Below are 20,969 nucleotides of genomic sequence, written 5' to 3' on the forward strand. Positions count from 1 at the left end.
TGAGGCTAAAATAAGCATAAAAATCGGGGTCTATCCCCGATTTTTTGTTTTTGAAAAAGAGCTAAGCAATATCATCGAAACTATGGCATAGCGATACGCAGTTACGCCCTGCACTTTTGGATTCATACAAGGCAATATCAGCACATTTATAAGTACGCGTGCGATCGGAGGTTAAATCACTATACCCGGCGCTAACGGTAATCGCTCTATCACTGCGCAGTTGAACCGCCACACGTAACCGGTTCAATACAACTTCTGCTTCTTCGAGTGTGGTATGCGGCATGATCACCGCAAATTCCTCACCACCGACACGAGACACAAAGTCAGTACTGCGCACCTCTTTAAGAAGAGTCTCAGCGACACTGCAAATCACTTTGTCCCCTTCATCGTGCCCAAGTTCATCGTTAATGCGCTTAAAGTGGTCAATATCAAACAACGCCAAACACGCTGGGGGACTGTCAGGATAACGCTCAATAATCCCGGCATATTGCGCTAATTGCTCTTCAAATTTTCGGCGGTTCCACAAGCCCGTCAAACCATCTTTTTCACTGAGGTTGCGTAGCTTTTCTTCCAGCTCTTTTTGCTCGGATATATCCACCAGCGACGTGATGTAATAGCTTACTTTACCTGACTTGGTTAAGTTTGCCTGAATGCGCATAATGGCGGTAAATACGTGATTAAACTTGGTTCGACAACGAACCTCACCTTCCCAAACGTGCTCGTTCGCAAGCTTATTCCAAATATTGAGGGTCGACTCGAGATCTTCCGGTAAGAAAATTAGATTATGCGCATTCCAGCCTTGAGTATGCTTGGTGGAATAGCCCATCATGTTTTCAAATTCTTGGTTCACCATAATGATTCGGTGCGACGCATCTGAGATCATCACCGCAGTCATGCCATCAAGTGCAGCCCGAGCTAACTTAGATTCCATACTATGACGTCGATAGTGCAGGGCTAGCGCGGTCGTTGGTAAAGTAAAACCAAACACCAAACTTAATACAAAAAACGCTTCTTGGATTAAGTCATCAATATCTCGCTGAGATCGAGATAATAATTGCTCATTGGTAAGATCAATAACCAGATGAAGTGGTTCACTAGAAACAAATTGGATCGTGCTATACGCAATCAAATTCGAGCCGTTGTACTCATAGCCCGAAACTTCTGAGATCATCGTGCGCCAAATGTTGGGGTACATCCGGCCAAAATTAAATTGAGAACGAGCTGGGATAATATTGCCGTACAAGCGTGATGACTTAGGACTAGCGATATAAAAGCCATCACTTTTAATTAACTCAATATGAAAATCCCGCACCGGTGAGTAGTTGAGTCGAGAAGATAAATACTCAATATCAACATTAAGAACAAGATACCCTTCGCGTTTCCCATTGAGAGAAATCGGCATCAGAATACGCAATGAAGGGCTATAAGGGTAAACAAGCTCACCATTTTCCCGCTCCAGCTCAATCCCCCACGACGCAATTTCATCATTACCTAAACCTTGCGCGTAATGAAAATAATCCCGCTCTGACTTGTCATGTAATTTGAGGGCGGGTGCAGCGATACCCGTTTTGAAATCGTAATTAATCCGTGCTTTTTCCTGACCGGTAATATCAAGAAAACGAATTTGTTTATATAGCTTTTGGTTGATCGCAACCGAGATCCACATATCTTCTAAGATAGAAAGGTTGACTCGGTTCGGCTGACGTAGATAGTCGTAAAGACTTTGGCTGTGACCGAGAAGATCGCTGATCGTCTCAATTTGATCCTGAATATTGTTGTATTCGCGACCAGTATAAGCCAGTTGGTGTAATGCTTCTTGAGCGGTATTCTCAACGTTACTCTCTAATAACGTCAGATATTTCTGATAATAGTAAACTGCAGTGAGCGCACTAAAAAATAGTGCTGTCGCCAACAATGTGCCGACTCGCTTAGGTATTTTCACGCGTCTACTGCCTATAATGCTTACTAAAACGACAATTATATCATTAATTGTTATTTTCTAAACAAAAAGCCACTTAGATTAAGTGGCTTTTCTATATGCAGTTAGATGGCTAAGGTTTGAGTGCGCGCTCACCTCGGGCAATGCCCACTACCCCACTACGAGCAACTTCGACGACTTCAGTTACTTCAGATATCGCTTGAATGAAGGCATCCAACTTTTCACTCGTGCCCGCAAGTTGTACCGTGTATTGAGCAGCAGTGACATCCACGATCTGGCCACGGAAGATGTCTGCCGTCCGTTTCACTTCTGCTCGCGCAAAACCGCTGGCTTTCACTTTCACCATCATCAGTTCACGTTCGATGTGCTCATACTCGGTGACTTCTTGTACTTTCAGCACATCGATCAATTTGTGTAACTGCTTCTGAATTTGCTCCAACTGCATCTCATCAGACGTCGTGGTAATGTTCATTCGCGACAGCGTTTCATCATCTGTCGGTGATACCGTCAAAGATTCAATGTTGTAACCACGTTGAGAGAACAAGCCAACAACACGAGACAACGCACCCGGTTGGTTTTCCAATAGCAATGAAATAATGTGTCTCATATTAAGTTCTCTCCGTTTTGCTTAGCCACATTTTATCCATACCCTCACCTTTAATTTGCATCGGGTATACGTGTTCGGTTTCGTCTACGTTGATGTCTACAAACACCAGACGATCTTTCATATCCAACGCTTTTTGTAGCCCTTCTTCGAGCTGATCAGGCGTTTCGATACGAATACCGACGTGACCATAAGCTTCTGCAATCGCTGCAAAATCAGGAACAGAACTCATGTAAGAATTAGAGTGACGACCTTGATAAATAATGTCTTGCCATTGTTTTACCATGCCTAGGAATCGGTTGTTCAGGTTGATGATCTTCACTGGAATATCGTATTGCATGGCTGTCGAAAGCTCTTGGATATTCATTTGAATACTGCCATCGCCCGTAACAACTACGACTTCTTCTTGTGGCATGGCAAACTTAACACCCATACCAGCCGGAAGGCCAAATCCCATAGTGCCCAATCCACCCGAGTTGATCCAACGGCGTGGTTTGTTAAATGGGTAGTAAAGTGCTGCAAACATCTGGTGCTGGCCCACATCAGAAGCAACATACGCATCACCATTGGTCAGCTTGTGCAAGGTTTCAATCACTTGCTGTGGCTTAATTCGCTCTGGTGACTTCTCATAAGCCAAACAGTTGCGGTCACGCCACACCTGAATGTCATCCCACCATGCGGTGATGGCATCTTCATCGTTCCCACCTTCTTGCTCTGCCAGCAGGCCAAGCATGGTTGTAAGCACTTTTTCCGCAGAGCCTACGATAGGTAAATCCACCTTCACGTTTTTCGAGATCGATGATGGATCGATATCAATATGCATGACTTTTGCGTTTGGGCAGTATTTTTCAAGGTTGTTCGTCGTGCGATCATCAAAACGCACACCGATACCAAAAATGAGATCCGCTTCATGCATCGCCATATTGGCTTCGTAAGTACCGTGCATACCCAGCATGCCCAGTGAGTTTTTATGTGTCCCAGGGAATGCGCCTAGTCCCATCAACGTACTGACTACTGGAAGGTTCAGCTTGTCGGAGAGCTCTAAAATATGTTCATGAGCGCCAGAAATCACAGCACCACCACCGATATAAAGCACTGGTTTTTTCGCTTCTAACAGTGATTTAAGCGCTTTTTTAATCTGGCCTTTATGACCCGACGTCGTCGGCTTGTAAGAACGCATTGAAAGCGTTTCTGGGTATTGGTAAGGCAGTTTGATTTGCGGATTCATTACATCTTTCGGCAAGTCAATCACTACTGGACCAGGTCGACCTGTGGTCGCGATATAAAACGCTTTCTTGATCGTTTCAGGAATATCTTCCGCTTTTTTCACTAAAAAGCTGTGTTTGACCACTGGGCGAGAAACACCAACGATGTCACATTCTTGGAAAGCATCATTACCAATTAGGCTATTAGGTACGTTACCCGAGATAACGATCATTGGGATGGAGTCCATATAAGCCGTTGCAATACCAGTAATGGTATTGGTCGCGCCCGGACCTGAACATACCAGTACGACACCCGGTTTACCGGTAGCGCGAGCGTAACCATCTGCCATATGAGTGGCGGCTTGCTCATGCCTTACAAGTACGTGTTTGATTTGATCGGTTTTGGCATGCAGTGCATCGTAGATATCCAAAACAGAGCCACCTGGGTAGCCAAAGATCTGCTCTACGTGCTCTTCTATCAGAGATTGAACCACCATCTCTGCGCCTGACAACATTGCTGTCATAATTGCTCTCCTTAGCCAGTTTCCTCACCGTAAGGTCAACGGATTGGTCTGGTTTTACATAGTCTAGGTCTTATTCGTAGCCTAATCGAAATACTTCCACGTTTTCGGCTATGTCTTGCGTTCGTCATAACATCCCGCAAGGTTACCCAACAAATGTAACGTTTTATTATCAACGGGTCTAATGAGAGGTTGGTCTACTTTTTAAACAAGATGCTAGTAATTAGAATGTTAGTAGGAATAGCAGCCACACATACCTTATTTCACAGTACAACCTAAAAACTTAACGTTTAAAAAAAGAACATTATTTCAGAACCTTTTAAGTATAGGGTGCTAAATAGCTGTATTTGGTGAGCAAAATAGAAAGAATCAACACAAACAAAAATCCCCAGTAATGCGCAATCACATCACTGAGGATTTTTTCATCAATATAAAATCTAAGTCAGCTTAAGTTACTTTTTCTCTGACTTTTCCTTATACATTTCTTCAATTTCATCTTGGTATTTGTCATTGATGACTTTACGACGCAGTTTTTGAGTTGGCGTTAACTCACCATCATCCATAGAGAAAGCTCTTGGTAACAGTTTAAACTTCTTCACCTGTTCAAACTTTGCCAACTCTTTTTGGAGATCGTTAACACGCTTCTCAAGCATTTCGACCACTTGGTGATGCTTAATCAATTCAACGCGATCGTGATACTTGATATTCAGCTCTTTCGCATACTCTTCAAGAGAATCAAAACACGGCACAATCAGCGCCGAGACAAACTTACGCGTGTCCGCGATAACCGCGATTTGCTCGATGAAGTGGTCTTTACCAATCGCACCTTCAATCATTTGCGGAGCGATGTATTTACCGCCAGAGGTTTTCATCAATTCTTTGATACGATCAGTAATGAACAAATTGCCATTTTCATCAATGTAACCCGCATCGCCAGTTTTTAGGAAACCGTGCTCATCAAAGGTCTTTTCGGTCTCTTCTGGCATTTTGTAATAGCCACGCATCACCATTGGACCACGCACCAGAATCTCGTTGTTCTCACCGATCTTCACTTGCGCGCCAGGCATCGACATACCAATAGAGTCTGGGTTAAAGCACTTATCATCCCAACACGATACTGTCGCCGTGGTTTCAGTCATGCCGTAACCTAACTTCACATTGATACCAATCGCGTGGAAGAATCGGCCTATGGTTTCATCTAACTTCGCACCGCCACACGGCATAAAGTTGATTTGTCCACCAAGTAACGCACGCAGCTTGCTCAGAACCAATTTATCCGCCAATGCATATGACTTGCGCAGCATGAGCGATGGCTGACGTTTTTCTTGATGACAAGCGGCCATTTTTGCGCCCATGTTCACAGCCCAAGTAAACATAATCTTACGGTGAATCGGTGCGCGAGACACTTTCTCATGAATCGCAGAGAAGATCTTCTCATAGAAACGCGGTACGGCACACATCACGGTAGGTCGTACTTGGCTCAGTGCATCACGTACCTGCATGGTGTCTTGCAAATAGCAGTTGGTCGCTCCTTTGTACAACACATAAAAGGTCCAAGCGCGTTCAAATACGTGTGACAACGGAAGGAAACACAGTGACACATCACTTTGAGAAAGGCTCAAACGTTGATCGTGCCCTTCCAATTGCGCCGCAATGTTTGCGTAGTCCAACATGACACCCTTTGGTTGTCCTGTTGTGCCCGAGGTGTAGATCAACGTGAGTAGATCATCTTCCTTTGCTTGCTCTAAACGTGCGTCCAATTCAACTTGGTATGTGGTATCGCCTTTGGCGACAAATGCTTGCCAAGAGATAACGAAATCATGCTCGCCAAGTTCGATATCATCAGACATGGCAACAATGAGCTCTAACTGCTCGCACTGGTCGAAAATGCTCACTGCTGCGTCAAATTGTGGCTGCTCACCAACAAACAGCACTTTAACGTCTGCGTTGTCAATGATGTACGCCGACTGAGCGGCGGTATTGGTTGGGTAAATAGGTACTGTTACGCCGCGTAGTTGTAGCGCTGCAATATCAGCAATCGTCCATTGCGGCATGTTGTTCGAGAAAATGCCGATTTTATCTTGGACTCCTAATCCCTGAGCCAAAAGTGCAAGTGATAAAGCATCAACTTGCTGACCAAATTGCGTCCACGTAATACCTTGCCATTCCTCATCCACTTTATGCTTGAGTGCAACGCGTGTACCACCGTTCGCAATTTGTTCACGAATACGTTTAACGATATGAAAATCTAACTTGGCCATTCTTTTACTTACCTTTTGGCTTACAGGCGTAAGCTAATTGAGCGAACAAGTGTACTCACGGCTTGCTAAAACGCAACTGACCAGTATCAAACTTATCACTAATAAGAGACAACTATCACTTATACGTCGCGAACATACCCAAAACTGCTGAATGATTACTCTATTTAACTTACTGTTTCGATTGTTGATTGCTAAAACAAAAAGCCCCGAGAGACAAAAATCTCTCGGGGACCAATGAATTGTAAAAATTGATGATTACCAATATGGTCTTAACCGATAAGACCAAACGTCATCTTATTTTGCGGCAACCACTTCACCACAAGTGATCATCAGTTGATCGCGCAGCCAAATGTGGCCTTTATCTTTTTCACTTGATTCATGCCAGCTTAAGAAGCCGCTGATTTCCTTGTTTGCAAATGGGAAGTCTAGAATTTGCAGCTGATCGCTGTTTACCGCATTTTCTGCCATCCAACGTGGCGCGATAGTCACAAGCTCAGATTGACCTACCACATATAGTAGGTTGCTTAGACTAGAGCCTTCGTACGCGGCTTGGCAATCCAGTTCACGATATGCTTGTTCTGAGAAGCTGCGTTGACCGTGCACTTTCGATAACTTCGCATGTTTTTCGTTAAGCAGTTGCTCGGCCGTTACACCACCTTGGATGCGTGGGTGTGTTTTTGACGCGATAACCACTAATTCATCTTTGAAGATTTCAGTACTTGAGAAACCTTGCTCATCAAAGCGAGCATAATCGATCACGAAATCAATTTCTTGATAGCGCATACGCTCAGACAACAGACGGTCAAATTCTGCATCTAGGTGAAGCTGAACATTTGGTGCTTGTTGATTCACTTTTGCCATGATCTTCGGAGCAAAACGCATGTCACAAGGGCTGCAAATCGCCAGCTTAAATAAGCGAGTCGAAGATTCTGGTTGGAATACGGAGCTAGGAAGTTCATTACGAATCAGCTGTAATGCTTGGCGAATTGGGCCAAACAACTGACGAGCGCGTTGCGTTGGCTGAATACCACGGCCTTGGCGCATAAACAGCTCGTCGTTAAACATCACTTTTAGGCGTGCCACGGCATTACTTACTGCCGGCTGAGACATGCCTAAGTTATGTGCTGCACGAGTAATATTTTGCTCTTGCATCACAGCATCAAATACAGTCAGTAGGTTTAAATCTACACCACGCAAAGTGCTTTCCATACGGTAGCTAGCAATTGCGCTCATCGCATCTTTCTTCTCTAACATTGAGTGCGCCTCTTTTGTAATCGTCAACTTTGTTCATTAAATTCATAACGAATAGAATCCCATCTCGCACAAAAGACGGCGGCTGGATTCGAATCATTTTACGAATAGATAACCTAACTTTTTATTATATTTGCTGTCCGGATACTTCCGGCTCGAACTGTACTATCAACTAATCGATTGCGGTTTCGCAACTAGATTGATATTTAATCAGTAAATTTTAGCCGATTAGGTATTTACTCCTTAAATAACAATAATTTGATAAAAACATAAAAAACTATAAAACACGTAAAAGCGCATTCTTTGAGGAAGTATTTAGCAAATTGATGAGACGGATGGTCACCACACGCATGCATTTGCCGCAGTTATTAGTTGAGAGCGAACCAACAGATGACGACTATATCTCTGAGTGAAATTTGCACTTATCAGTCAAATTATCAGCAAATACACATTGAATAGAAATGAAAGAGAAAGAATAAAAATGCAGCCTTCTAGATTGAAAGGCTGCAACAAAATCGTGTCAAAAATAGGAAGGAACAATGTACTTAGAACAACGTACTTAAATGTTCGACACGTAACTTGGGAAATCAACTTGCTCCCACAACTGTTTGGATAACTCCGCTTGTGAATCCCACGCGCCTTGCAATACCCAATGGACAATGGCCTGAGCAACATCTGGATATTTCACACTTTCGGCTTGCTGCTCCTTTAGCCACTGGCGTACTGCGGAAATGTCTAAGCTCTCCATCGACATCGCAAGTCCTAAGTCTTCTAAGGTCGCGACATTGCTTTGTTGCTCAAACTGACCTGAGAGTGGCTTAAGCAATAATTTTTTCCCTAGAGACAGAGCTTCCGAAGGGAGCTCGAATCCACCATTGGCAATGACACCACTACACCGATGCAAATGATGCTGAAAGTTGCTGTGGCATAAAGGGCGTAATTCTATGTTTTCCACCTGCTCACATTCGATCACATCGGGGTGATAACAGATGAACGCTTGCTGGTTAAAATGGAACAGTAAATCCGAGATGTCTTCAATGGATTCGAACGGTAGGTAAACCAAAACAAAATCGTCATTTTCTGCTTGGCTATCGACGGTATGTACAATTGGCGGCAACAAAGGCTGGTCAAAATGATGCCAATGCAAACCAAGGTGGTGTTGAGAAGGCGCAAAGTATTCAATGACGGATTTGTCTAACCAACTCGCTCCCTTTAACGGCACTGGATAACGGAAAGCATTTTGGTGACTGATACCAATCGACGGCTTATTTTGTTGTTTTGCCGCCCATGCCGTAACAGGCTCGAAATCATTGAGCACGAGATCGTAGGACGACAAATCAAGCTGTTTAACTTCTTTGCAAAATTGCACCAAATTGTTACTCAATGCTGTTTTCGCATAGTTCACTGAACCTTTTTCAGTGATAAAGGTGAAGCCTCGGCGAGTCTGATAATCGCCAAACGCTTCCATTGAAAAGTACTTTTCAGGCGCTCGTCCAGAAAACAAAAAGTCGACCTCAACATCGTGCTCTTTAAACGCATGACTCATCGCCCTCGCACGCGCAATATGTCCGTTTCCTGTACCTTGAACACCGTATAAGATTTTCATCAATTAGCCTCCCAGCATCGCAATCGCTAATCCACCACAAAGGCTACCTAGCAGTGCACCAATGATGACATCGGTAAAAAAGTGCACCCCCAATAAGATTCGCGCAGTTCCGATTAAACTTGCCCAAAAGAATGCAGCAACGCCTAGGCTCGGATAGAAATGATCAATCAGCGTCGCCATGACAAACGCAGCGGCAGTGTGTCCTGAAGGAAGACTGTAGCGATCAGAGGGGGTAATAAAAGCAGGAAGGAGTGCACTGAGTTCTTCAGGGCGACGACGCTTAAAACTGTTTTTCAGCGTCCAATAAATTGGCAACTCGATGGCAAAAGCAAGTAAACCCGCCAGTAAAAACCAAACTCCCTGCTCTTTATCTAAATACCAAGCTAATAAACCTAGCACCAAGTACAGATGTCCGTCACCACTGTGGGAGACTCCTTTACTGATGTTGGCAACTTGCTGATTAAAACGGTGCTTAAGACAAACACTAGAGAGCGCTAAATCAAACTTAGCAATGGTTGCAATTGGCAGTGTAATTGTCTCTATGGTTCGCATGTGGCCTTTCCTTACTTTGACAACGCCGTTGTGTGAAAAGTAGGAGGTTTAGGTGACAACTGCATGACGGGAGTTTGGACAATTAATGACAAATGCCAAATTAGAGTGTGCCCAATGATCTATTGAGCACAATCGTAGGAGAGAACGATTAAGAAGGGTTTGCTTGCTGCGGTTGAGGCGTATCGATGTACCAGACCTTTCTCTTCTTACGACAGGCGCGCAAAGAGCCCATCGTCATGTCGCCATCTTTTGTTAGCTCGTAGCTAAGGGAGCGGCAAGTGTAATTTCCTGACAGTTCATGCTCGATGCCCGTTTGCTCAGTTGTGCTCGAAGCAGACTCTAAAAGAGGATTAGGCTGTGTCGATAGAATGTCACGATTTACCACATTGCTGCGCGCATAATCCTTATGGACATAACCTTTTATCACGCCTTTCTGTTCAACGAGAAACCAAGGTTGATCCACCACTTTTGCCAACACATTAAAAACTTCCCCTTTCGATAACACGCCAAGCTTTTCTCCTTCTAGGCTCGGCTTGGATCGCAGGTTTAATGTGGTCTTAGAGCGATAGGAGACATCCATAAACTCAACGGGGTTTGAGGTATCCACACCGTCAGCTGTTGGTCGGAAGACTTCCGCTTGTTGTTTCTCACTAGGTTGCACTCGGATCTTCCACCACGAATAGGTTTCCGGATCTTTGCCTTTAAATTTATCTCGACTGTTCGACTCAAGAGCAACGAGCATTTGATTCAAAAACGATTCACGTCCCTCGTAGCTCAAGAATCGATCCATTTGATCATTAATCACCATGACACTCTGAGAGTGATCATTAATAGCAACAGGGGAAATCTCTGCCATATAGGTTTGAGATTGAAACAGCTGACAACCCGATAAGCTGACCAGAGTAAATACTGCGGCTGAACGTCCAAATTGTTTTGCTAACCTCATTATTCCTTAACCCTTCTTTTTACCTAGTGCAACTGCACTACTATAAATGGTCATTCAAAACTTTTGCCAAACAATTCGGGCCTTTGTGTGACAAGTCGCAATCCCAATGCTTGTTTTGGTAATGAAACGTCGCAAAATTGATGAGAACTTGCCTCTTCTAGCACGTTTCTATCGCACCATGCCGTTTCACTTAGCGCATCATTTTTCTCGAGTAAATGAAAAGACTCATCCGATATGAATAAAAAATCGACTTTAGGGTTGACGCGCTCCATGGAGTGCGGTACTAATTTGTTAACTTAATTATGTGGAAAGCTTAACAACTATGTCAGCTCATTTTTCTATTCTGCTTAGCCTCCTCCTGATCGTGACCAGTTCGCGCGGGTAGGCTGTGGAAGAAAAATAACCACACCAATTTCTAAGAACCCGCATGAGAATGCGGGTTTTTTTATATCTAAATACTGGAAGTAAACGATTAACTTGCACGTAAAGTGCAGAAATCAGGAAGGAAGCAAACATGAACGATCAGGTCATTATATTCGACACCACATTGCGTGATGGCGAGCAAGCGTTGTCAGCAAGCTTGACGGTTAAAGAAAAACTGCAAATTGCCTATGCGCTGGAAAGACTCGGCGTTGATGTTATCGAAGCTGGCTTCCCAATCTCTTCACCTGGTGATTTCGAGTCGGTACAAACCATTGCAAAAAACATCAAAAACAGTCGAGTTTGTGCCCTTTCGCGTGCCGTTGCGAAAGATATTGATGCCGCCGCTGAAGCATTAAAAGTGGCCGACCAATTCCGTATTCACACGTTTTTAGCCACTTCCACCATTCACGTAGAAGACAAACTACGCCGCAGCTACGACGATGTACTTGAAATGGCGGTCAACGCCGTTAAACATGCGCGTAACTACACCGATGATGTCGAGTTTTCTTGTGAAGATGCAGGGCGTACTCCTATCGACAACCTATGTCGCATGGTAGAAGCTGCCATCAATGCAGGTGCGAGCACAATCAACATTCCAGATACCGTTGGCTACACAGTACCAAGCGAGTTTGGTGGCATTATTCAAACCCTTTTCAACCGCGTTCCAAACATTGATAAAGCGATCATCTCCGTTCACTGTCACGACGATTTGGGGATGTCAGTTGCCAACTCTATTGCCGCCGTTCAAGCTGGCGCACGTCAGATAGAAGGAACGATTAATGGCATTGGAGAGCGAGCGGGTAACTGTTCACTTGAAGAGATCGCAATGATCATCAAGACGCGTCAAGAGTTCTTGGGCGTTCACACTGGCATTAAGCATGATGAAATTCACCGCACCAGTAAGTTGGTTAGCCAGCTATGCAATATGCCGATTCAAAGCAATAAAGCAATTGTGGGTGCAAATGCGTTTAGCCACTCTTCAGGCATCCACCAAGATGGTATGTTGAAGAATAAGAATACCTACGAAATCATGACCCCTGAGTCTATTGGCCTAAAAAACCAAGCTCTAAACCTAACCAGCCGCAGCGGTCGCGCTGCCGTGAAGAGCCATATGGACACGATGGGTTACAACGAAGACGAGTACAACCTAGACGCACTGTATGCGGATTTCTTGAAACTTGCTGACCGCAAAGGCCAAGTGTTCGATTACGATCTAGAGGCCCTAATGCACTTCTCGAACCTGCGTGAAGAAGATGACTTCTACAAACTGAACTACCTAAGCGTGCAATCGGGCAGCGTAATGGCCACCACCAGCATCAAAATGCAATGTGGCGATGAAGAAATGTGTGAAGCGGCAGTCGGTAATGGCCCAGTTGATGCGCTATACCAATGTATCTACCGCGTGACAGGCTACGACATCGTACTGGATAAATTCGACCTAACCGCGAAAGGCGAAGGTGAAGATGGTTTGGGTCAAGCTGACATCATTGCCAACTACAAAGGTCGTAAATACCACGGTACAGGCGTTTCCACCGATATCGTTGAAGCTTCCGGCCAAGCACTATTGCACGTTATTAATAGCATCCACCGTGCAGACAAAATCGAAGAAATGAAGCAGAAAAAGATTGCGACTGTGTAATAACAGCCGAGCTGCATAGCTCAGGAAAGAACACGCTCGTTGAAATAATTAAGCTCAAAATTAGAAAACTTAAAGGATTAACATGACAGACAAATCATACAAAATTGCTGTCCTACCCGGTGACGGCATCGGCCCGGAAGTAATGGCGCAAGCACACAAGGTATTGGATGCTATCGAAAAGAAGCACGGTATTGCGTTTGAGCGTGACGAACATGATGTAGGCGGCATCGCGATCGATAATCATGGCAGCCCACTTCCAGAAAGCACCGTAAAAGCGTGTGAAGAGTCTGATGCAGTACTATTTGGCTCGGTTGGCGGCCCGAAGTGGGAGCACTTGCCACCCAACGACCAACCTGAACGCGGTGCCTTACTACCACTACGCAAACACTTCCAACTGTTTTGTAACCTACGCCCAGCGCAAATCCACGCAGGCCTGGAAGCTTTCTCACCACTTCGTGCTGACATCTCAGGCCGTGGTTTTGACATCGTGGTAGTCCGTGAACTGACTGGTGGTATCTATTTCGGTCAACCAAAAGGCCGTGAAGGCGAAGGCGCAACAGAAAAAGCGTTTGATACTGAGGTGTACCACCGCTTTGAGATCGAACGTATTGCAAAAATCGCTTTTGAGTCTGCTCGTCTACGTCGCAAGAAAGTGTGCTCTATCGACAAAGCGAACGTTCTACAAAGCTCTATTCTATGGCGTGAAGTAGTCGAAGAAATCGCAAAAGATTACCCAGATGTCGAGCTATCACACATGTACATCGACAACGCAACCATGCAGCTTATCAAAGACCCAGCTCAGTTCGACGTGATGCTGTGTTCAAACATCTTCGGCGACATCATTTCCGATGAGTGCGCAATGATCACTGGCTCTATGGGTATGCTGCCTTCAGCGAGCCTAAACGAAAGCAAATTCGGTCTGTACGAGCCAGCAGGCGGCAGTGCACCCGATATCGCAGGTAAGAACATCGCTAACCCAGTGGCGCAAATCCTATCTGCGGCACTGATGTTACGTTATAGCCTTGGCGAAGAAGCCGCAGCACAAGACATCGAAGCAGCGGTGTCGAAAGCACTTTCAGCTGGCGAGCTAACAGGCGACCTTGCAGGCAACAACCCGGCACTTACAACATCAGAGATGGGCGATAAGATCGCTGAGTACATCCTAAACTCGTAATACAGAACAGATTCATAATAAATACTAAATCCTCTATCCACCAATGACTTACCTCTAAGTCATTGGTGCTAAAACAAAGCAACAAGGATAACGAGGAAAGGAAGCAAACAATGGGCAAAACACTATACGAAAAAGTCTACGACGCACACGTTGCCGTCGCAGCAGAAGGGGAAAACCCTATCTTGTACATCGACCGTCACTTGGTACATGAAGTGACCTCTCCACAAGCATTTGACGGCTTACGTGAAAAAGGTCGTAAAGTGCGTCAGGTCAGCAAAACTTTTGCCACTATGGACCACAACGTTTCGACCACCACCAAAGACATTAACGCATCCGGTGAGATGGCTCGTATCCAGATGGAAACGCTATCGAAAAACTGTGAAGAGTTTGGCGTTACGCTTTACGACATCAACCACAAATACCAAGGTATTGTCCACGTCATGGGCCCAGAGCTTGGTATTACCCTACCGGGTATGACGATTGTTTGTGGTGACTCGCACACGGCTACACACGGTGCGTTCGGCTCTCTTGCTTTTGGTATTGGTACATCTGAAGTTGAGCACGTATTAGCAACTCAAACGCTAAAACAAGCGCGCGCTAAAACGATGAAGATCGAAGTGAAAGGCAAAGTGGCGCCGGGCATCACGGCGAAAGACATCGTGCTAGCGATCATCGGTGAGACCACAGCTGCTGGCGGTACAGGCTACGTGGTTGAATTCTGTGGGGAAGCGATCACCGACCTTTCAATGGAAGGTCGCATGACCGTATGTAACATGGCGATTGAGCTAGGTGCGAAAGCCGGTTTGATTGCACCAGATGAAACCACATTCGAATACATCAAAGGCCGTAAGTTCTCACCTCAAGGTGCGGATTTTGATGCCGCTGTAGAATATTGGAAGACATTAAAAACTGACGATGATGCCCAGTTTGATGCGGTCGTGACACTAAACGCAACGGATATCAAACCACAAGTCACTTGGGGTACTAACCCAGGCCAGGTTATCGCGGTAGACCAACCGATCCCAGCACCAGAAAGCTTTGCTGACCCAGTAGAAAAAGCATCGGCAGAAAAAGCTCTGGCTTACATGGGTCTAGAAGCAGGCAAGTCATTGTCTGATTACAACGTTGATAAAGTCTTCGTTGGCTCTTGTACTAACTCACGTATCGAAGACATGCGCGCAGCGGCGGAAGTCGCGAAAGGTCGCAAAGTCGCGTCTCACGTTCAAGCGCTTATCGTTCCTGGCTCTGAGCAAGTAAAAGCGCAAGCGGAAGCAGAAGGCCTAGATGTCATCTTTAAAGAGGCGGGCTTTGAGTGGCGCCTACCAGGTTGCTCGATGTGTCTAGCAATGAACAACGACCGTTTGGGTCCACATGAACGTTGTGCGTCTACTTCAAACCGTAACTTTGAAGGCCGCCAAGGTCGTGATGGCCGTACCCACCTAGTGAGCCCTGCGATGGCAGCGGCAGCAGCAATTGCTGGTCACTTTGTAGATATTCGTGAACTAGACTAAGGAGCAAACAAATGTCAGGCTTTAAACAACATACAGGCTTAGTTGTTCCTCTAGATGCAGCGAACGTTGATACTGATGCCATCATTCCAAAACAGTTCCTACAAAAGGTGTCTCGCCTAGGCTTTGGTAAACACTTGTTCCATGACTGGCGCTTCCTAGATGATGCTGGCGAACAGCCAAATCCAGAGTTCGTGATGAACGCCCCACGCTACCAAGGCGCTTCCATCTTGCTGGCTCGTGAAAACTTCGGTTGTGGCTCATCCCGCGAACACGCACCGTGGGCACTGGCGGATTACGGCATAAAAGCGATGATCGCACCTAGCTTTGCCGATATTTTTTACGGCAACTCGATCAACAACCAAATGGTGCCAGTTCGTTTGACTGAGCAAGAAGTGGATGAGATCTTCCAGTTTGTTGAGGCAAATGAAGGCGCAGAAGTCGAGGTCGATTTAGAAGCGAATGTGGTTCGCGCCAACGGCAAAGAATATGGTTTTGAAATCGATTCGTTCCGTCGTCACTGCTTACTAAACGGTTTGGACAACATTGGCCTAACCCTTCAGCACGAAGATAAGATTGCTGAGTACGAAGCGAATATCCCAAGCTTCTTGCGTTAAAACGCATTAGTAAATACACAAATCAAGGGCTGGCAATTGTCGGCCCTTTTAATGTTTTAGGTAACTGATTTTATAGCGCTTTGCTTGCGGAATACCGAACGCCTCTGTTGAAATTCGTCATCCTGAACAGCGGCGAAGGAGCGTGATTCAGGATCGACTGCCAGAATGTACTGTGCAGATTCATACTTTCTTTACTCAAGCGTTTGTGGGGATTAGATTCCTACTGTCGCTTATGCTCCTCGGAATGACGGAGAATAAAGGCAACAGATAACTGATTACTGAAAGAAAACAAGCACTAAACAGGTCTACACTATCAACAATATCTCATTCAAAGGTATCTCTATGAAGCGTCTGTTATTGCTATTGTGTGCTCTAGTTTCTTTCTCGGCGTTCGCTGCTCCTAAATCTGATTTATGGCCGTATTGGCAACAGTCGAATCAGGCCAACCAAACACAAATTTCCCACCAGGAATGGCAACAACTGCTCGATACTTATTTAGTTGAACAAGGCGAGAATACCTTGTTTCGTTATAGCCAAGTTACCTCTGTCGATAAAACTAAGCTGAAACAATACATCCAGCGTTTGGCAAAACTAGACCCTCTACAATACAGCCAAGCAGAGCAATATGCCTATTGGGTAAACCTTTACAACGCCATCACGGTAGATCTTATTTTGGATAACTATCCAGTCGAATCAATCACCAAGCTAGGTGGTTTATTTAGCTTTGGTCCTTGGGGAGACGATGTGGTCGTGGTCAACGGGAAGGATCTAACTTTAAACGATATTGAACATCGAATTTTGCGTCCAATTTGGAATGACCCAAGAACGCATTACGCCGTAAATTGTGCAAGTTTGGGATGCCCTAACCTACAAGCTCAAGCATTCACTGCTGACAACACGCAAGCTCTACTGGATAGTGCCGCCAAAACATTTATCAACAGCAGCAAAGGCGTATCTATCCAAGGAAACACGGCGCAGCTGTCTTCTATTTATGATTGGTTTGCAGCGGACTTTGGTGGAGAAAAACAAGTCTTCAAACACATCGCAAAGTACGCACCGCAATACAAAAATTTCTCTGGCAAAGTGAAATACGAATACGATTGGAGTTTGAATCAAGCTGACTAATTTATCGTCACCGTTCAGCTTGCAACGCTTTTGGTCACCCGTAACCCAAAAGCTAAAAAGGGCACCAAGTGCCCTTTTCATTTTCTAGATTTTAACAAAATCACTTAAAGCCTTTGACCTTTTTAATCAGATCATAAGCGTTTTGAATCTCTTGAGATTTTTCTTTCGCTACGTTCATCATCTCTGGTGGTAGACCTTTAGCCATCAATTTGTCTGGGTGGTGCTCGTTCATCAGTTTACGATAAGCACGCTTGACGGTTTTACTGTCTGCATCTGAAGACACATCCAGAATTTTGTACGCGTCAGCCAGTTGATCCGCTTGTGAAGCTTGTTGCCAGCTACCACCAGAAGATTGGCCTTGATGCTGACCATGAAAACCACCTTGGCTTTGGAAACGGAATGCGGCTTCTTGCATTTGCAAGCGACGCTCTAGCTGCTCAGAAGAGAAACCCAAACCACGTGCTATTTTGTGTAACACATTTCGTTCACTAGGATGAATCGATCCATCTGCAAAGGCCGCCGAGATTTGTAGTTCAAGGAAAAATTGCAACAAGTCAAAGCGGCCTGCTGTCGAAATTTTCACACGAACAAGAACGTCTTCTAACGGAAAGTCACTGTCTTTACCTTCACGAAACGCATCTTGCGCAGCGCGGCGCTGTTCGCCATGCAAATTCATGCGATCCATCATGGCAGAAGCAAGTTGGATTTCCTCTTTGGTGACTTGGCCTTTCGCTTTTGCCACATGTCCCATTACCGCAAACGCCGCTTTAAAAAATTCTTCTTGGCGCTGAGCTTGGCTCGGCCCTTTTCCAAAGCCGCCAGTAGAGAACCCGGCTTGACTCAAGCGACGTGCTTTATCGAATTGATGGCCAATAAATAAGCCAAAGAGTAAACCTAGCGGCCCGCCAAGTAACAAGCCAAAAAAGGCACCCAGAATTTTGCCAAAAATATGCATTATGTGTTCTCTATCAATGAATTTTTATCGACGACGGCGGTCTTATAGTGCCGGATGCAACGATTTCCTTTATGATAATGGAATTAGTTTTATTTCGGCTAGGCCATTTCGCCTGCTTATCTTTGCAGCTATTTTGTCGTCATTATGCCACAGTGAATCAATACGCTGGGATAAATGCGACTATAGTTGATTCATTTGGCTATTACGCTAGGGTACAACAAGCCCTATAGCCATCGAGTAGTAGTGACACAGGAAAGTTCAATTCAATGCAACATTTCTCCCGCACATGTTTAGCGGCCTCTATCAGCACCGCCTTGTTTGTACCCACCACTCAAGCTGAAGCGAATATCCATGATAGTGTGCAGGAAATGCCCGCCACAGATCAATGTTTGGTCGATACCAGTGGCGAGGAGGACGCTCTTAATACCCCAGTAGTGGTAGAAGCTGACACCCTGCAAGCCATCAATGGTGACAAAGCTCAGTACTCAGGTAATGTACAAGTCACCCAAGGCCAGAAGAAAATCACCGCAGATAGCGTAACGCTGCACCAACAAGATAACGTCGTGGTTGCCGAAGGCAACGTGACTTTCAATGACGGCCAAGTCAAAGCTCGATCTGATCGTGTTACTAATGACATCAACCAAGACACGTTTTCACTGGAGAACACCGATTATCAGTTCCTTTGCCAACAAGGTCGAGGCACAGCAGCATACATCGCGCGTACAGGTCAGTCGGTTTATGAACTCGAAGATGGTTCTATTACATCATGTCCTCAAGGCGACAATTCATGGCGTTTAGTGGCATCAGGTATTGACGTTGACCAAGATGAAGAGACGGCGACGCTGCACCATCCTCGATTTGAAGTGTTAGACGTTCCTGTTTTCTATGTGCCGTATCTAACCATGCCAATTGGAGATACGCGTAAAACGGGTTTCCTCTTCCCTTCTTTATCTTATGGTTCTAGCGATGGTATGGAAGTCGAGGTGCCATTCTATTGGAACATCGCACCTCAATATGACATGACGCTCACCACGCTCTACATGCAGCAGCGCGGAACAAAACTCGATACTGATTTCCGCTACCTAACGGATGGTTGGGGGAATGGTGAAATCAAAGGCGAATACCTCAATAGCGATCGCAAATATCAAGACGAGTCTCGTTGGGGCTACCAAGTTAAACACGACGGTATTATCAATAAACAGTGGATAGTCAAAGTCGATTACTCAAAAGTGAGTGATATTGATTACTTCCTCGATCTCGACTCCGATATTGGTAACCGTGAAGATGGTCAACTGGTTCAAGAAGGACAAGTACAATATCGTTCTGATTTCTGGGATGCCTCGTTAACCGTTCGCGACTTCCAAATCTTATTGAAAGAAGAGAACCGCCCTTATCGCCTGCTTCCTCAGTTAGACTTGAACTACTACACGCCATTGTGGGGAGATTACCTCAACTTTGACGTGAAGAGCCAAGTGAGCCGCTTCGATACGAGCGATGCTGCGCGACCAAATGCGACCCGTGTTCATATTGAACCAGGGCTTACATTGCCGCTTTCAAATTCATGGGCAACGTGGACAACGGAAGCTCGCGTGCTTTCCACGTACTACTCTCAAGACTTAACGGGTCTGACAGATGTAAATTTGCAAAACCAGTTAGATGACGAAGTGTCTCGTGTTATCCCCGAGTTCCGTACGCATGCGCAACTTTACTTAGAGCGAGACACGAGTTGGATCAAGGGCTACACACAAACACTGGAACCTCAGCTGCAGTACTTGTACGTACCTGAAGAAGATCAAACCAATATCTACAACTACGATACCACCTTGCTACAAACCGACTACTACGGGCTATTCCGCAGTCGTAAGTACAGTGGCATTGATAAAATCGCCTCTGCGAACCAGTTAAGCTACGGTGCGAGTACTCGCTTCTTTGATGATGACTATAAAGAGCGTCTTAACGTTTCATTTGGTCAGATTTACTACTTCGATAAAAAGACCAAACTGAGCAACAGCCCAAATCTTCCGGATGAGACCACCAACTATTCATCATGGGCGATTGAAGCTGATTTCAACTACAACGATTACTTGTTCTATCACGGTGGAATTCAATACGATATCGATTTGAGCTCCATGCAGTTGGCGAACAGTACCTTAGAGTACCAATTTAACGGTGGCTTTATTCAGGGTAACTATCGTTACGTCACGCGTGAATACATCGAAGATACGATCATTCTCGAAAACCTAGACACAATTACTCGTAAAGGCATTTCACAAGCAGGTATTGTTGCGGCCTACGAGTTCAACCCGAACTGGTCTGCAAGTGGTCAATACTACTACGACCTAAATGAAAATGCGGACCTAGAATGGCTAGCGAGCCTGCGTTACCAGTCTGACTGTTGGTACATTGGTGTGACTTACGCCAACCAATTGCTTGGTTGGGAAAACCAAACTATCGGCAGCACTGGCGCATCACCTGAATACGAAAATAACTTTAGCGTTAACTTCGGTATTCAAGGCTTTGCGACCAATCAGCGTGAAGACACTGCAGTCAAAGAACTGGATGGTTCTGACAACGCGATTAAGTACGGCCGCCCATTCTATCTGAACAATTAATCGAAATAGGCGTCTTAAATGAATAAGACGC

General features: G+C 45.2%; 15 protein-coding genes. 6 read left to right on the plus strand and 9 right to left on the minus strand.

The window, feature by feature from the left end; all coding sequences use genetic code 11:
- Nucleotides 1–61: 61 nt before the first annotated feature.
- From VEA_RS00190 to VEA_RS00225, 8 genes are all read right to left on the minus strand, one after another.
- Nucleotides 62–1,942: a sensor domain-containing diguanylate cyclase gene (locus tag VEA_RS00190; RefSeq protein ID WP_005392251.1), complete on the minus strand. Its 1,881-nt coding sequence runs from the start codon at nucleotides 1,940–1,942 to the stop codon at nucleotides 62–64.
- A 109-nt stretch (nucleotides 1,943–2,051) separates the two neighbouring features.
- Entirely contained in the window at nucleotides 2,052–2,546 is a 495-nt protein-coding gene (gene ilvN / locus VEA_RS00195; protein ID WP_005392253.1) for an acetolactate synthase small subunit, read from the minus strand.
- Nucleotide 2,547: 1 nt separating this feature from the next.
- On the minus strand, nucleotides 2,548–4,272 hold the full coding sequence (locus VEA_RS00200; protein ID WP_005392255.1) for an acetolactate synthase 3 large subunit: 1,725 nt from the start codon (nucleotides 4,270–4,272) through the stop codon (nucleotides 2,548–2,550).
- Between the two features lie 449 nt (nucleotides 4,273–4,721).
- Complete coding sequence (locus tag VEA_RS00205) at nucleotides 4,722–6,530, minus strand: AMP-dependent synthetase/ligase (RefSeq protein WP_006742736.1); 1,809 nt, start codon at nucleotides 6,528–6,530, stop codon at nucleotides 4,722–4,724.
- Between the two features lie 294 nt (nucleotides 6,531–6,824).
- Nucleotides 6,825–7,784, minus strand: coding sequence for a LysR family transcriptional regulator CalR (calR, locus tag VEA_RS00210; protein ID WP_005379693.1), 960 nt, complete (start codon nucleotides 7,782–7,784; stop codon nucleotides 6,825–6,827).
- A gap of 556 nt (nucleotides 7,785–8,340) precedes the next feature.
- Nucleotides 8,341–9,387, minus strand: a complete 1,047-nt coding sequence (locus tag VEA_RS00215) for an MJ1255/VC2487 family glycosyltransferase (protein ID WP_006742735.1) — start codon at nucleotides 9,385–9,387, stop codon at nucleotides 8,341–8,343.
- 3 nt (nucleotides 9,388–9,390) lie between these two features.
- On the minus strand, nucleotides 9,391–9,939 hold the full coding sequence (locus VEA_RS00220; RefSeq protein ID WP_012841152.1) for a phosphatase PAP2 family protein: 549 nt from the start codon (nucleotides 9,937–9,939) through the stop codon (nucleotides 9,391–9,393).
- 148 nt (nucleotides 9,940–10,087) lie between these two features.
- Nucleotides 10,088–10,885: an SH3 domain-containing protein gene (locus VEA_RS00225; RefSeq protein WP_006742734.1), complete on the minus strand. Its 798-nt coding sequence runs from the start codon at nucleotides 10,883–10,885 to the stop codon at nucleotides 10,088–10,090.
- Nucleotides 10,886–11,399: 514 nt separating this feature from the next.
- Between VEA_RS00225 and leuA the strand changes: the two genes are divergently transcribed.
- From leuA to VEA_RS00250, 5 genes are all read left to right on the plus strand, one after another.
- Nucleotides 11,400–12,947 carry a 2-isopropylmalate synthase gene (gene leuA / locus VEA_RS00230; RefSeq protein WP_006742733.1) on the plus strand — a complete coding sequence of 516 codons (1,548 nt, stop codon included), beginning with the start codon at nucleotides 11,400–11,402 and terminating at the stop codon, nucleotides 12,945–12,947.
- An 82-nt stretch (nucleotides 12,948–13,029) separates the two neighbouring features.
- The gene (gene leuB, locus VEA_RS00235) at nucleotides 13,030–14,121 is read left to right on the plus strand and encodes a 3-isopropylmalate dehydrogenase (RefSeq protein ID WP_006742732.1); all 1,092 of its coding nucleotides are present in this window, start codon (nucleotides 13,030–13,032) and stop codon (nucleotides 14,119–14,121) included.
- Between the two features lie 110 nt (nucleotides 14,122–14,231).
- The gene (gene leuC, locus VEA_RS00240; RefSeq protein WP_012841154.1) at nucleotides 14,232–15,632 is read left to right on the plus strand and encodes a 3-isopropylmalate dehydratase large subunit; all 1,401 of its coding nucleotides are present in this window, start codon (nucleotides 14,232–14,234) and stop codon (nucleotides 15,630–15,632) included.
- Nucleotides 15,633–15,643: 11 nt separating this feature from the next.
- Complete coding sequence (leuD, locus tag VEA_RS00245) at nucleotides 15,644–16,246, plus strand: 3-isopropylmalate dehydratase small subunit (protein ID WP_005383071.1); 603 nt, start codon at nucleotides 15,644–15,646, stop codon at nucleotides 16,244–16,246.
- Between the two features lie 342 nt (nucleotides 16,247–16,588).
- A complete protein-coding gene (locus VEA_RS00250; RefSeq protein WP_006742730.1) occupies nucleotides 16,589–17,371 on the plus strand; it encodes a DUF547 domain-containing protein in 783 nt (260 codons plus the stop codon).
- A gap of 100 nt (nucleotides 17,372–17,471) precedes the next feature.
- Here the strand turns inward: VEA_RS00250 and djlA are convergent, their stop codons facing one another.
- Entirely contained in the window at nucleotides 17,472–18,326 is an 855-nt protein-coding gene (djlA, locus tag VEA_RS00255) for a co-chaperone DjlA (RefSeq protein ID WP_005383076.1), read from the minus strand.
- A gap of 266 nt (nucleotides 18,327–18,592) precedes the next feature.
- On the opposite strand from djlA, the gene lptD reads away from it, so the two are divergent.
- The gene (gene lptD / locus VEA_RS00260) at nucleotides 18,593–20,938 is read left to right on the plus strand and encodes an LPS assembly protein LptD (RefSeq protein WP_006742729.1); all 2,346 of its coding nucleotides are present in this window, start codon (nucleotides 18,593–18,595) and stop codon (nucleotides 20,936–20,938) included.
- Nucleotides 20,939–20,969 lie beyond the last annotated feature (31 nt).

Source organism: Vibrio antiquarius, assembly GCF_000024825.1.
GTDB lineage: Bacteria > Pseudomonadota > Gammaproteobacteria > Enterobacterales > Vibrionaceae > Vibrio > Vibrio diabolicus.